Genomic DNA, 13,131 nt, shown 5'->3' with positions numbered 1-13,131 from the left:
GCGCTTAGGGTCGATAAGTTAAGTAGCGAAATCGGTGATCATTCGTTATATTCATACAGTAGTTTTTTTATTTAGGGTTCCTATGAGACATCATTTCACCTTGACCTTTAGAATGGCCGAACACCAGCCTATTAATGTTCAAGAAGTAGCCAGTCAGATATCTGGTAGCGATTTTCAAGTTGAATCGCAAGCCTATAATGGCGGTGAATTCAGTGTCCATTTTATGCGTGAAGGACAGCATGCCGCAGATTTACTCGAATTTGCGAAACAGCAGGTTATTTCAGCGGTTCCGAGTGCTGAACTTGTATCGATGGATATGTCAGAAGAGCCGCCTATGCTTGGCGTGGTCGATGATATTACTAAGCTGGTGGTAAAAGCGTGTCTGGAATTTGGCGATGCCGACTTAGCTCACGCTTGGTTAAGCAAGCCCCAAGAATCATTGGGTGGGCAGATTCCTAAAATTCTAATGGTCGAAGCAGAAGGCCGGACAGCAGTGGCTAGGGCATTGCGAGAGCATTCCAAGAGTTAAAGGCTAACTTAAAACAGAGAAGTGTATGCCAATTCGGTGCGCTTCTTTAACTGCCCTCAGCATCATTAGACTCGGTTGTCTGTGCAGTAATTCTATTTACTTTGTCTTTATATCGATTTAGTAAACTATCCTCGATACCCATCGTATTTAAAGCTGAAACCGTTTCAAATAGGTAGTCAGCGGCACTGCCTAAGGCGCCTTTACCGTGCGCTAAGTCATGGCAACGTTCTGCGAAGCTTAATGCACCTGCGTATTGGCGGCTTTGGCGATCCATGACAAAGGCGATTGCAAAAATAGGTTGTTCTTTATCGGTTGTTATCGTTAACCAATGTGGTTGATAAGCGCTGGAGAGCATCTCGCGAGACCAAAGTAAATCAATCTCCTCTTCAATACAGCAAGGGTCAACCCTTAATGCCCGCCCTTGGCAATGGCCACCTGCTTCTAAACCTAAAACTAAGCCAGGCTGCTCTTCACTGCCGCGACCAATATAAGTACGTAAGCAGAAATCTCGATGATAGCCATAGAGTTTAGCATCTGTTTGATCTACCAAGTGGAAGGCAGGGTTCCAAAGTAAGGAGCCATAGGCAAAAACCCAAACGCTGCCATCAGTGTTTGGGTTCGTTGCTAACATTTTGCGCCAGCATCGTTCACGTGCTTCTGCTGAGGTTAATTCTATTAGTCCCTTTTCGTGAGCTTCTTTGGCCATGTTTTGAAAGAAGCCATTTTTAATTGCATCGCGATCTATATGCGCCACGCTATTGCCATCCTTTTAGTTATTTTGGTTCTACTCTTGGTTTTTTTCTTAATCGAAAATAATGCCGGGATTCAAAGTTTTATTTGGATCAAGCATATTTTTTAACTGCCTCATTAAATCTACTTCCGCTGCGGTTCGACTATATTTTAAGTAAGCTTTCTTTTGTAAGCCAATGCCATGCTCTGCTGAGATGCTGCCGTCTACAAATTTTAGCGGTGCATAAACTAAGCGATTTACTTCGGCTTTGTCAGCCGCGCTTAAGGTTGGACCAATGTGAATAAATAGATGTAAATTACCGTCGCCGAGATGGCCGAAAACAATGACTTTAGCATCTGCCCACTTTTTCTTTATGTTTCCTTTTAGAGATTCTATATAGCTCTCCATTGCATTAATTGGCAGGCTGACGTCATAGCCGATGTATGGGGCTAGGCCTACTGTTAAGCATTCAATATCATCTCGTATAGCCCATAGTGCTTGTTGTTGTGCTTTAGAGGATGCGATTGCTGCATCAGCAATTAACTTGTTTTCCATGCATTGCTCTAAAGACGACATGAAAATTTCAGCTTCTAATTCATGATAGTTTGCTGCCTGAACAAGGACGTAAAAAGCATGATCAAGTGGAAGCGGGGCTTTATGTTTCTGTTCATCATCAATGACAAACTTAAAGTGGTCTTGCCACATCACTTCATACGCTGACAGCCTACCGCCTAAATTTCGATCTAAGGTGCGTAATAAAGTAACCACCTTTTTAAAGCTATCAACCGCAACTAGAGCGGTAGACAAACTAGAATGCAATGGCCTTAGGCGTAACGCAAGTTTAGTGACAATACCTAGCGTGCCTTCGCTGCCAATGAATAGCTGTTTTAGATCGTAGCCGGTATTGTTTTTAAGTAATGCTCTTAAGTTGCTGACGACCTGACCATCAGCTAAGACGACCTCTAAGCCGAGTATTTGCTCACGACTCATGCCGTATCGCAATACTTCATTACCACCTGCGTTTGTCGAGGCCATGCCACCTAAGGTGCAGCTGCCACGGGAGCCAAGGTCAACAGGGTAGTGCAGGTCATGTTCTTGAGCGAATTCATGCAATTTTTGCAGTGGTACACCTGCCTGTACAATGATACTTCGATTATCGACATCAATTGATTCTATGTCAGTCATTCTTTCCATAGATAAAACAATTTGATCTTCTTGGCTTGTGGCGCCGTCAACAAAGCCGGTCGCGCCACCTAAGGTGACAATTGAGATTTGATTTTGGTGGCACAGGGCCATAACTTTACTGACTTCCTTAGTGCTTTTTGGCCGAACAATGGCTTTTGCACATCTTGGAGAGTTGTCAAACCAGCCGACCGTGCGCGATACAACATCGTCACCCGTTAATACATTTGTTTGCCCGACGATATCTGCCAAACTCGATAAAATGGTCATATCTCTGCCTTATGTGTCTCGATGGTAATATTGAAACGTTAGCATATTTCTGTAGCTTGAATCATTGCACAATTCGTCTTAGTAGGCAGGAATTTATACGCTTCTTATAGTTAAAGTATAGGCCTCTAATTAATCCAGTAAGGTTGGTCTAATGAACTGCTTGATAAATGATTCATATTTGATCATTTGTCTATATAAAACTCGATATTTGCCCTGTTTTAGAGCATTTTCTCGATTAATTGAAAAAAAATAATCTTTAGGCTTGAAAGCAAAAAACTATAGGGTTAGGGTAAAACAATACAAAACAAATAAAAACACTATCAAGGAGTGAGTCAGTGACAAGTGCTAACGATGATCGGTTTGTAGTATTTGATCGTGTGCAAAAAAGCTATGACGGTCGAAATCTGGTTGTGAAAGACTTGAACTTGGAAATTGCTAAAGGCGAATTCCTCACTATGCTAGGGCCCTCCGGATCTGGTAAGACAACTTGCTTAATGATGTTGGCGGGTTTCGAAACAGCAACACATGGTGACATCTTATTAGATGGTCAACCTATTAATAATATTCCTCCCTATAAGCGCGGCATAGGCATGGTTTTTCAAAACTATGCATTGTTTCCTCATATGACCGTGGGTGAAAATTTGGCGTTTCCGTTGTCTGTTCGCAACATGGGTAAATCTGAACGCGATGAAAAAGTAAAGCGCGCGTTAGAAATGATCCAAATGGGCGAGTTTGCTAATCGCCGCCCAGCACAGTTATCCGGTGGGCAGCAACAGCGTATCGCTCTAGCACGTGCATTGGTGTTTGAACCTGAACTTGTGTTAATGGATGAGCCACTAGGTGCTTTAGATAAGCAGTTGCGTGAACACATGCAATTTGAAATTAAGCATCTGCATGAACAGTTAGGCGTAACCGTGGTTTATGTCACCCATGACCAATCTGAAGCCCTAACAATGTCAGACCGGGTTGCGGTATTCGATGATGGCAGAATTCAACAACTGGCCTCCCCAGAAGAGCTATATGAGCGACCACAAAACTCGTTTGTGGCGCAGTTTATTGGTGAAAATAACCGTCTCATGGGCCGTGTAGATAAACTGGATGGTGATAGCAGTATTGTAACTTTAGACAGTGGCGAGCAGAGCAGCGCTTTAGCGGTCAATTGCGGAGAAGCGGGCTCTCGAACTTTATTATCTATCCGCCCAGAACGAATTCGTATTGGAGAGCAAGCCACAGAAAATATCACTCAAGCTAAAGTACTCGAGCTCATTTATCTAGGTGATCATATTCGTTGTCGTATGAATGTACATGGTGATGATCAATTTATTGCCAAGATCCCCAATTCGCCGGAAAGCCAGCGAGTGCATGTAGGCCAAGATGTAAATATTGGTTGGGCCGCTAAAGATTGTCGAGCACTAAATGCTAAATAATTAGAATAGATCCGCGTAAACAAGTTTCGAATAATCCGCTTTCATACACCCCAATTGAAGCGGTTGTAAATAATAAGATGGGGTAATTGAAGTGAGGAATATATGGAAATGTCAAAATCTCTATTGGTGACAGGCGCTTTAACCTTATTTACAGCGACTGCAGCTATTGCACAAGATTTAACTATTGTTTCATGGGGTGGGGCTTACTCAAACTCTCAACAAAAAGCTTACCATGATCCTTATATGGCGAAAAACCCAGACATAAATATCATTAACGACGAAAGCTCAGCAGAAGCCGTTGCAAAGCTACGTGCTATGAACGAAGCCGGAAATGTAACGTGGGATCTCGTCGACGTTGTGGCATCCGACGCTTTGCGTTTATGCGATGAAGGCTTAGCAATGGAGCTAGATCACGATGAGGTGTTAGCACCTGCACCAGACGGTACAAAGGCGTCTGATGATTTTGGAGATTTGTTAATCTCTGAGTGCTATATCCCGCAAATTGTTTACTCCACAACGGTTGGCTATCGTACCGACCTTGTTGGTAGCAAACCTCCTACAGATATTTGTGCGTTATTCGATACCAAAACTTACCCAGGTAAGCGTTCATTAGAAAAGCGTCCAATTAACAATATGGAATGGGCTCTGATGTGTGATGGCGTTGATAAAGACGACGTTTATGATGTGCTAGAAACAGCAAAAGGCCAAGAGCGGGCATTAGCTAAACTGGCCACCATTAAAGATGAGGTTATTTGGTGGTCCGCTGGGGCTGATACGCCACAGCTTTTAGCTGACGGTGAAGTTGTTATGGGCTCGACTTATAACGGACGCTTATTTTCAGTTATCGAAGAGCAAAACCAACCAGTTGCTATGCTTTGGGATGCTCAGGTATTTGACCTAGATGGGTGGATTATCCCGGCCGGTTTACCTGCAGATCGCTTAGAAGCTGTTAAGAAATACTTATATTTTGCTACAGATACACAGCGTTTAGCAGATCAAGCTAAATATATTTCGTATGGTCCTGCGCGTCTAAGTTCAGCACCGCTTGTCAGTAAGCATGCTGAGTTAGGAATCGACATGGCACCACATATGCCAACCGATCCTAACAATGCTAAAAATACATTCTTGTATAACTATGAATTTTGGGCTGATTATCGCGATGATATCGATGCCAAATTCCAAGCTTGGTTAGTTCGTAACTAAGTTCACTATACAAAAGGGCACCTTAGCGTGCCCTATATTTTTTAACCTGCCTTGTGATAATAGATATGACTGAAACAGAAACGCCAACAATACCCCTTGCCGCCGACGGTCGCCCGTTGGAGCAAAGTTTGCAACGCGCGCTACGTAGGCAAAAATTACGTGCCTTGATGCTTATATCACCGTTGTTGCTTTTCGTTCTCCTAACCTTTATCGCGCCAATTGCCGACATGCTGTATCGTTCAATCGATAATAAAATTGTCTCAGAGACACTACCAAGAACCGTTGTCATGTTATCTGACTGGCAAGAAGAGTCAGGTATTGCTCCTAGTACAGAAGTTTTTAATGCATTGTACTTTGATTTATTTTTTGCAGCTGAATACAAAATACATACCCGTTTAGGCTCGCGTCTAAATTATCAGCAAACAGGTGTTTCATCATTATTTCGAAAAACAGGGCGTAGCATAAGCCGCTTTAGCACTGATGAGATTACTGACCAGTTTAATGCCCTTAATTCACAATGGGAAAGCCCTGCGTTCTGGCTCACCTTGAGTCAAAACACGAGCTTTGCTACCGCTCTGCCAACAACTGCATCTGTCTGGAAAGATTGGCAAGCACTATTACTACACGATGAAAAAGACGTAACCAAAGAAGTGCCTGAAGATTTAGTGTACTACGCACTTTACTTAGACTTAACGAATCCAAAAGCGAAGACTTTAAACACCCAATACTCATGGTGGTCTGACACTGTGGCTACGGTCGAAAACTTCGCAACAATTGATATTATCAATGAATTTCAAGCAGCAGACAAAGACTGGACATCAATCGAAATTTGGGGCGCATTAAAACGCTTCTCTCCAGCATTAACCGATGGCTATTTCCTTAATGCATTAGACATGCACAAAACTGTCGATGGCATTGAAGCGCAACCAGAAAACTTACAGGTTTATAAGTTACTGTTCGTTAGAACTCTGGTTCTTTCTATGGCGATTATGGCCGCCTGTATTTTATTGTCCTACCCGATAGCGTATTTGCTATCTCACTTGCCTATGCGTAAAGCGAATCTGATCTTAATCCTGGTGTTATTGCCATTTTGGACTTCGCTATTAGTTCGTACCTCGGCTTGGAAAGTATTGCTTCAACAACAAGGCGTTATCAACGACTTGTTAGTCTGGGTAGGGTTAGTTGATGATGCCAATAGGTTGATTATGATGAATAACCAAGTGGGTACCATCATCGCCATGACTCATATTTTATTACCCTTTATGATTTTACCCATGTATTCAGTCATGAGAACAATTCCGATCAGCTATGTTCGAGCGGCGAAATCTCTAGGCGCAACCAACTGGACGGCTTTTTGGAAAGTCTACTTTCCTCAGTCAGTACCCGGTATCGGCGCTGGCTCGATACTTGTTTTTATTATGTCGATTGGTTACTACATTACGCCGGCCATTGTAGGCGGTACAACAGGTATCTTTATTTCAAATCGTATTGCGTATCATATTTCAAGTTCTCTGAACTGGGGTTTAGCTTCGGCGTTAGGCGCTATTTTATTAATCGTCGTGTTGGTGCTGTATTGGCTTTACGATAAATACGTCGGCATCGACAACTTGAAACTAGGGTAACTATTATGATGAAACTTCCATCTTATGCTTCACCAGGTGAGCGACTCTGGTTTTACAGCTTTCGAGTAATTTGCGGTGTCATATTTTTCTTTTTGATTGCGCCAATTATTGTCATTATTCCGCTGTCTTTTAACGCTCAAGACTTCTTTACCTTTACCAAAGAAATGTTAGCGTTAGACCCAGCGGGCTATTCGTTAAAGCACTATCAAGACTTTTTTACCAATAAAGATTGGACCAGTGCAATATGGAACTCAATTCGGATTGCGCCAATGGCTACATTAATATCGGTTAGTTTTGGCACATTGGCTGCCATTGGTTTGAGTCAACCACATGTTCCTTTTAAACGTTTAATCATGGCGATTTTAATTTCTCCGATGATTGTTCCTTTGGTTATTTCTGCCGCAGGTATGTACTTTTTCTTTAGTCGAATTGGGCTCCAAGGTACCTACTGGGGGGTTGTATTGGCGCATGCCGTTTTAGGTATTCCGTTTGTCATCATTACAGTCACCGCAACGTTGGTTGGCTTTGACCACTCTCTCACCCGTGCTGCAGCGAACTTGGGCGCAAATCCAGTGGTTACTTTTTGGAAGGTACAGATGCCGCTGATACTGCCCGGCGTTGTTTCAGGTGGCTTGTTTGCGTTTATCACCTCGTTCGATGAAGTCGTTGTTGTATTATTTGTTGGCTCTTCTGCGCAGAAAACATTGCCATGGCAAATGTTTATTGGCTTACGTGAGCAAATTAGTCCAACGATTCTTGCGGTCGCAACCATATTAGTTGCGCTTTCTATCTTGTTATTGACGGTAGTTGAATTGTTACGTCGTCGTACAGAGCGTTTGCGTGGACTTAGTCCGGGTTGATTGGAACGGCTACGAGCTGCGGGCTTTTGGCTGCGGGATAAGAGAAAAAACAACAAAAACTCATGCTTGGCGTGAGTTTTTTGGTTTAGAAGTCTGCGTTTTAGTCTGTAGTCAGTTAAGATACCCTCGTTTTAGATAGCAGGCGGTTATAGCGGCTGTTTTCAATGTATAAAAAGCATTTGATAGAGGAATAAGCATGGGGTATTGGTATCTGGCGGTAGCGATTGGTGCGGAAGTTATTGCAACGCTGGCTTTAAAAGCATCTGATGGTTTCTCTCACGCGGTGCCAAGTACAATGTGTGCAATAGGCTATGCAATTGCATTTTACTTTCTGTCTTTAGTCCTTAAAACAGTGCCTGTTGGTGTTGCTTATGCCATTTGGGCGGGGATGGGCATTGTTTTAATTGCATCAATAAGTGCAGTATTGTACAAACAAATACCAGATTTAGCGGCCGTCATTGGTATGTTCCTAATTATAACGGGCGTTATTGTCATTAACGTCTTTTCGAAAACGGTTAGCCACTAAAAGGCAATATTCAAGCCCCCATGGAAGGGTTTACTGGGCGGCATCCTGAGCGATCGAAATTTCAAGCAATGTGCCGCTAAACCCTAACTAAAGGCTGAGGTTTTTATGGGACAACAGTGATCATAGCTATAAAGCTGACATAAGCGCTAAATTCGCTTAAAATCAAAAAATCTACAATCAAATTAGTTAATTTAGTTGGATACAGTATGGATAAGCAAGTTAGCTCGCGCAGTACAAAAGACAAAGCACTTCGTTTAAATTTAGATGAGAAAAAGTACGGTACTATCGTAGAAATTGGTGCAGGCCAAGAAGTTGCACGAAACTTTTTTGTTGCCGGCGCAGCTGCAGGGACCATTGCTAAAACCATGTCCGCCTATGACATGAAATTTTCAGATGCTATTTACGGTGTTCAAGAAAACGGCCGTTATGTGAGTAAGCAACGCGTACTTGCAATGATGGAGCAAGAATTCGAATTAGTCGTAGAGCGAGTCGGCAACGTACGTTCGAAAGGGTCTCGTTATTTTAGCTACGCCGCAACTGTCGCTGCTAAGAGCTTTAACCGAGATAATGAATGTCATGCTTGGTGTGGCGTAGCTATTCAAATGTACCCAGGGGCAATTCCCTCTAATATTGTTGTGCATGTGCGGATGTTCGATGATAACGCTGAAGATCAACAACAAGCCTTAGGCATCTTGGGCGTGAATTTGATCTACGCCGCCTACTATTACTTTGAAAACCCAAATAAAATTATTAATTCGCTAACCGATAACCTAAGATCGAATCGTATTGAAATTGATTCGATTGAATTTCAGGGCCCATACTTTGAAGATGTGGATAACTGCGCTCAAAATATCCAATTAATTCGCAGTTGGAAAACCCGAGCAGTCATGTTTCGTCCAGATGGCTCGGTGGCTGTTCCTGCAGATATGCTCTATAAAAAGAATGTACTCACCATACGCGGATCATTTAAGCCAGTCACAAACTTGAATGTCGATATGATCGAGCAAGGTCAAAAGGCATTCTCAGAGTTGCAGGGTGTCGACGCTAGTAATACGGTTCTGATAGCGGAAATATCTTTAAACGATCCTTTTGGTAAGGACCTGAACGTATCTGAAAAAGACTTAATTGAACGAGTGAGGCTGCTAAACCTGCTGGGTTATAATGTTATGATTTCAGACTACACCCGCTACTTCTCGTTGCGAGCTTACTTCCGGCAGTTCACGAACCTACAAATAGGTATTGTTGTTGGTATGATCAATCTTAAACAAATTTTCAATGAAGATTTTTACCAAGGTGTTGAAGGTGGAATCTTAGAAGGTTTCGGCAAGTTATTTCCTGATAATACTCGTCTATTTGTCTACCCTGAAAAAGCAGACGATGGTGAGCTTAATAGTATGGACAATGTACATATAGCGCAGCATCTAAGGTATTTATATCTGCATCTTGTTGAAAATGGCTTTATTAAGGGCATTGATTCAAGTGACCCTAGGCTATTTGACATATTCTCAAGAGATATTTTACAGCAACTTGGCCGAGGTAAGGGCAAGTGGCAAGAAGCGTTACCAGAAGGTGTGGCGGATGAGATCATTAAGCATAAGTTGTTCGGTTATCGGGGCTAATTAAAAGTTAGTCGATAAAATACCCGCTATTGCGGGTATTTTTTTATTCGAATTTTAATCTTCTAGCGTCTAAATCATGCCACTAGGTATTAGCAACCAGTGCTTGGACGCTGTCTTTCGCATCTCCAAATAACATGGCGCTATTGTCTTTAAAGAACAGTGGGTTTTGAACACCAGCATAGCCTGTTGCCATAGAGCGCTTAAGTACAATGACTTTGGAGGCCTTCCAAACCTCCAATACAGGCATGCCTGCAATAGGAGAGTTTGGCTTTTCAATGGCGTCTGGATTCACAATGTCGTTCGCACCAATGACCATAACAACATCGGTACTTGGAAAATCTGCATTGATTTCATCCATTTCTAAAACTAAATCATAGGGTACGTTTGCTTCGGCTAACAGCACGTTCATGTGGCCCGGTAAGCGACCTGCGACAGGGTGGATCGCAAAGCGAACTTCTTTGCCTTGTTTGCGAAGCTTGTCAGTCAGCTCAGCAACCGCCTGTTGCGCATGAGCCACAGCCATACCAAAACCTGGAGTAATGATAATGCGCTCAGCATCTTTAAGCCATTGGCCAGCTTCTTCTGGAGAAACACTAACGGCTTCGCCGTATTCAGTGTCGTCATCGGCCGCCGCACCACCATCGTTGCCAAAACCACCTAGAATTACACTGATAAACGAGCGGTTCATGGCTTTACACATGATGTAACTTAAAATTGCACCACTCGAGCCCACTAAGGCACCCGTGACAATGAGTAGGTCGTTACCGAGCATAAAGCCTGTTGCAGCAGCAGCCCAGCCTGAATAGCTGTTTAGCATAGACACAACGACAGGCATATCGGCACCGCCAATGGCTGCAACTAAGTGAATACCTAACAAGCCAGCGATAACAGTCATTGCAATCAACATGTAAAGTGAAGCTGTGCTGTGGGCGTCCATGACAAACAACACCAACATGACAATAGACGCGGCTAATGCAATTATATTGAGTCCATGGCGAAATGGTAAAGTCATCGGGCTGCCGGGAATAGAGCCCTGAAGCTTGCCATAAGCCACCCAGGAGCCTGTTAAGGTTACTGCACCAATGAATATACCCAAATAGAGCTCAGTGTTGTGGATTGCTGCTTCTGCACCTTCAAGGTGAATAGAAGGGTCTAAGTATCCGCCCCAGCCAATTAATACAGCTGCTAAACCAACAAAGCTATGCAACATGGCAACTAACTGCGGCATGGCCGTCATTTCTACTCGCACGGCTAACCAAAGACCGATAGCCCCGCCAATAACCATGGCTGTAATAAGTAAACCGTAGTTAGAGACTTCTGGTGCAGCGATCGTTGCTAAAATGGCTATTGCCATACCGGTCATGCCGTAGTAATTACCACGACGTGCGGTTTCTTGCGAGCTTAAGCCGCTTAACGATAAGATAAAAAAGACGCCAGCCAGTAAATAAGCCATTGAAATTACACCAGTCATTATTGACCCTCCTTACGGAACATATTGAGCATACGACGAGTTACATAAAAACCGCCAGCAATGTTGATACTTGTCACCAAAATACCGATCGTTGCTAAAATAGTGACAATGGTTGAGCCTTCCGAGGTGATTTGTAACAGACTACCGACAATGACAATACCTGAAATAGCGTTAGTGACACTCATTAATGGCGTATGCAAAGAGTGGCTGACGTTCCAAACGACTTGCCAACCGATAAATACAGATAATACAAAGACAGTAAAATGACCCATGAAATCAGCAGGGGCTACTTTGCCTAAGCCAAACATGAGTGCGGCCGCAATAACCCAATAAAGAGCAACAGGTTTGGCTTTTTTGACAATGGGTGCAACAACTTCAGCAGGCTTTTCAACTGTTTTTGGCGCCGCAGATAATTTTGGCGGTGGTGGTGGCCAGAGGATTTCCTTGTCGTGTACAACAGTGCAACCACGAGTAATTTCATCTTCTAAATCAAATACAATTTCGCCGTTTTTCTCAGGGCTTAAATGCTCTATTAAACTGAATACGTTATTGCTAAGTAGAATACTCGATTGATTTGCCGCGCGAGAAGCCATGTTGGTATAGCCAACAATTTTCACACCGTGAGCCGTAACAACTTCATCCTTAACGGTACAAGCACAGTTACCACCATTGGGTGCAGCAAGGTCAACCACGACGGAGCCGGGCTTCATGGCTTTTACCATCTCTTCTGTTATCAACTTAGGAGCAGGGCGGCCAGGTATAAGCGCCGTGGTGATAATAATGTCGACGTCTTTAGCTTGCTCCATGAACAAGGCCATTTCTGCTTCAATAAATTCTTTGGACATCTCTTTGGCATAGCCACCGGTTCCAGAACCATCTTCTTCAATTTCAACGGTTAAAAATGCGCCGCCCATTGATTCAACTTGTTCTTTTACTTCTGGTCGCGTATCGAAAGCGCGAACTATCGCCCCCATGCTCTTTGCTGCACCTATTGCCGCTAATCCAGCAACGCCCGCACCAATTACCAATACTTTGGCAGGAGGGATTTTGCCTGCTGCTGTGACCTGACCGGTAAAGAATCGGCCAAAGTTCGTCGCTGCTTCAACAACTGCCCGATACCCAGCAATGTTGGCCATGGAGCTTAGAATATCCATTTTTTGTGCGCGTGAAATTCGTGGGATAGATTCAAGTGCTATGGCTGAGACGCCATTTTTCTGGAATGCTTCTAAGTACTCATTATTTTGAGCAGGTGCTAAGAATGAAATCCAAGTTTGCCCAGGGTTAAGTGAATCTATCTCACTTGTTTGGGAAGGCGCATTTATTTTTAAGATTACATTAGCAGTGTTTAGAAGCGTTTTGGGATCTGTTTCAATGCTTGCTCCGGCGCTTATATAGTCTTCATCTGAGAATAACGACGCATTGCCAGCATTCGTTTCAATAACAACTTTAAAGCCGAGATCGACCAACTTTTTAGTTGTGACCGGGCTGACGGGTACTCGGGCTTCGCCCGGTGCACTGTCTCGTGGTACAGCAATTATTAACGGCATGGGGTAATTTCTCCTAACCATAGTAATGTAGACCTTAAATCAAGATCATAGTAAACCCTGTTAGAATGCATTCCATACTGAGATAGATCAATAAAAGAAAACCACAGTTAAGCGCTAATTTTGCAATAGTGTCTTGAGAAAAACT

11 protein-coding genes are annotated in these 13,131 nt (G+C 43.2%); 7 read left to right on the top strand and 4 right to left on the bottom strand.

Annotation, left to right across the window (positions count from 1 at the left end):
* Positions 1-82 precede the first annotated feature (82 nt).
* Positions 83-529, top strand: coding sequence for an MbcA/ParS/Xre antitoxin family protein (locus tag ACI882_RS06315; RefSeq protein ID WP_411745463.1), 447 nt, complete (start codon positions 83-85; stop codon positions 527-529).
* Between the two features lie 46 nt (positions 530-575).
* On the opposite strand, the gene ACI882_RS06310 is transcribed toward ACI882_RS06315, so the two are convergent.
* Complete coding sequence (locus tag ACI882_RS06310) at positions 576-1,283, bottom strand: gamma-glutamylcyclotransferase (protein ID WP_411745462.1); 708 nt, start codon at positions 1,281-1,283, stop codon at positions 576-578.
* Positions 1,284-1,331: 48 nt separating this feature from the next.
* Positions 1,332-2,711 (bottom strand): FAD-binding oxidoreductase, encoded by a 1,380-nt coding sequence (locus ACI882_RS06305; protein WP_411745461.1) that lies wholly within the window; start codon positions 2,709-2,711, stop codon positions 1,332-1,334.
* A 335-nt stretch (positions 2,712-3,046) separates the two neighbouring features.
* On the opposite strand from ACI882_RS06305, the gene ACI882_RS06300 reads away from it, so the two are divergent.
* The 6 genes from ACI882_RS06300 to ACI882_RS06275 all read left to right on the top strand — a co-directional run bounded on the left by ACI882_RS06300 (position 3,047) and on the right by ACI882_RS06275 (position 9,968).
* Positions 3,047-4,138, top strand: coding sequence for an ABC transporter ATP-binding protein (locus ACI882_RS06300; protein WP_411746699.1), 1,092 nt, complete (start codon positions 3,047-3,049; stop codon positions 4,136-4,138).
* Positions 4,139-4,246: 108 nt separating this feature from the next.
* Entirely contained in the window at positions 4,247-5,341 is a 1,095-nt protein-coding gene (locus tag ACI882_RS06295) for an extracellular solute-binding protein (RefSeq protein WP_411744541.1), read from the top strand.
* 65 nt (positions 5,342-5,406) lie between these two features.
* Positions 5,407-6,963: an ABC transporter permease gene (locus ACI882_RS06290; protein ID WP_411744540.1), complete on the top strand. Its 1,557-nt coding sequence runs from the start codon at positions 5,407-5,409 to the stop codon at positions 6,961-6,963.
* A 5-nt stretch (positions 6,964-6,968) separates the two neighbouring features.
* On the top strand, positions 6,969-7,823 hold the full coding sequence (locus ACI882_RS06285) for an ABC transporter permease (protein ID WP_411744539.1): 855 nt from the start codon (positions 6,969-6,971) through the stop codon (positions 7,821-7,823).
* Between the two features lie 196 nt (positions 7,824-8,019).
* Positions 8,020-8,349, top strand: a complete 330-nt coding sequence (locus ACI882_RS06280) for a DMT family transporter (protein WP_411744538.1) — start codon at positions 8,020-8,022, stop codon at positions 8,347-8,349.
* Positions 8,350-8,555: 206 nt separating this feature from the next.
* A complete protein-coding gene (locus ACI882_RS06275; RefSeq protein WP_411744537.1) occupies positions 8,556-9,968 on the top strand; it encodes a hypothetical protein in 1,413 nt (470 codons plus the stop codon).
* 82 nt (positions 9,969-10,050) lie between these two features.
* On the opposite strand, the gene pntB is transcribed toward ACI882_RS06275, so the two are convergent.
* Complete coding sequence (gene pntB, locus ACI882_RS06270; RefSeq protein ID WP_411744536.1) at positions 10,051-11,439, bottom strand: Re/Si-specific NAD(P)(+) transhydrogenase subunit beta; 1,389 nt, start codon at positions 11,437-11,439, stop codon at positions 10,051-10,053.
* On the bottom strand, positions 11,439-12,986 hold the full coding sequence (locus ACI882_RS06265; protein ID WP_411744535.1) for a Re/Si-specific NAD(P)(+) transhydrogenase subunit alpha: 1,548 nt from the start codon (positions 12,984-12,986) through the stop codon (positions 11,439-11,441). The genes pntB and ACI882_RS06265 overlap by 1 nt, the downstream gene beginning before the upstream one ends.
* Positions 12,987-13,131: the final 145 nt, after the last annotated feature.

The sequence above is a fragment of the Reinekea sp. genome (genome assembly GCF_046710285.1).
In the GTDB taxonomy this organism is placed as follows: Bacteria; Pseudomonadota; Gammaproteobacteria; order Pseudomonadales; family Natronospirillaceae; genus Reinekea.
Note: the sequence above shows the minus strand (reverse complement) of the source record. Positions and strands in the feature narration are given on the sequence as shown.

What these genes read in the sequence shown, in the direction of transcription:
- ACI882_RS06280 (WP_411744538.1), top strand. Translation starts at nt 8,020, where the DNA reads ATGGGGTATTGGTATCTGGCGGTAGCGATTGGTGCGGAAGTTATTGCA.
- ACI882_RS06315 (WP_411745463.1), top strand. Translation starts at nt 83, where the DNA reads ATGAGACATCATTTCACCTTGACCTTTAGAATGGCCGAACACCAGCCT.
- ACI882_RS06305 (WP_411745461.1), bottom strand. Translation starts at nt 2,711, where the DNA reads ATGACCATTTTATCGAGTTTGGCAGATATCGTCGGGCAAACAAATGTA.
- ACI882_RS06275 (WP_411744537.1), top strand. Translation starts at nt 8,556, where the DNA reads ATGGATAAGCAAGTTAGCTCGCGCAGTACAAAAGACAAAGCACTTCGT.
- ACI882_RS06285 (WP_411744539.1), top strand. Translation starts at nt 6,969, where the DNA reads ATGATGAAACTTCCATCTTATGCTTCACCAGGTGAGCGACTCTGGTTT.
- ACI882_RS06290 (WP_411744540.1), top strand. Translation starts at nt 5,407, where the DNA reads ATGACTGAAACAGAAACGCCAACAATACCCCTTGCCGCCGACGGTCGC.
- ACI882_RS06265 (WP_411744535.1), bottom strand. Translation starts at nt 12,986, where the DNA reads ATGCCGTTAATAATTGCTGTACCACGAGACAGTGCACCGGGCGAAGCC.
- ACI882_RS06295 (WP_411744541.1), top strand. Translation starts at nt 4,247, where the DNA reads ATGTCAAAATCTCTATTGGTGACAGGCGCTTTAACCTTATTTACAGCG.
- pntB (WP_411744536.1), bottom strand. Translation starts at nt 11,439, where the DNA reads ATGACTGGTGTAATTTCAATGGCTTATTTACTGGCTGGCGTCTTTTTT.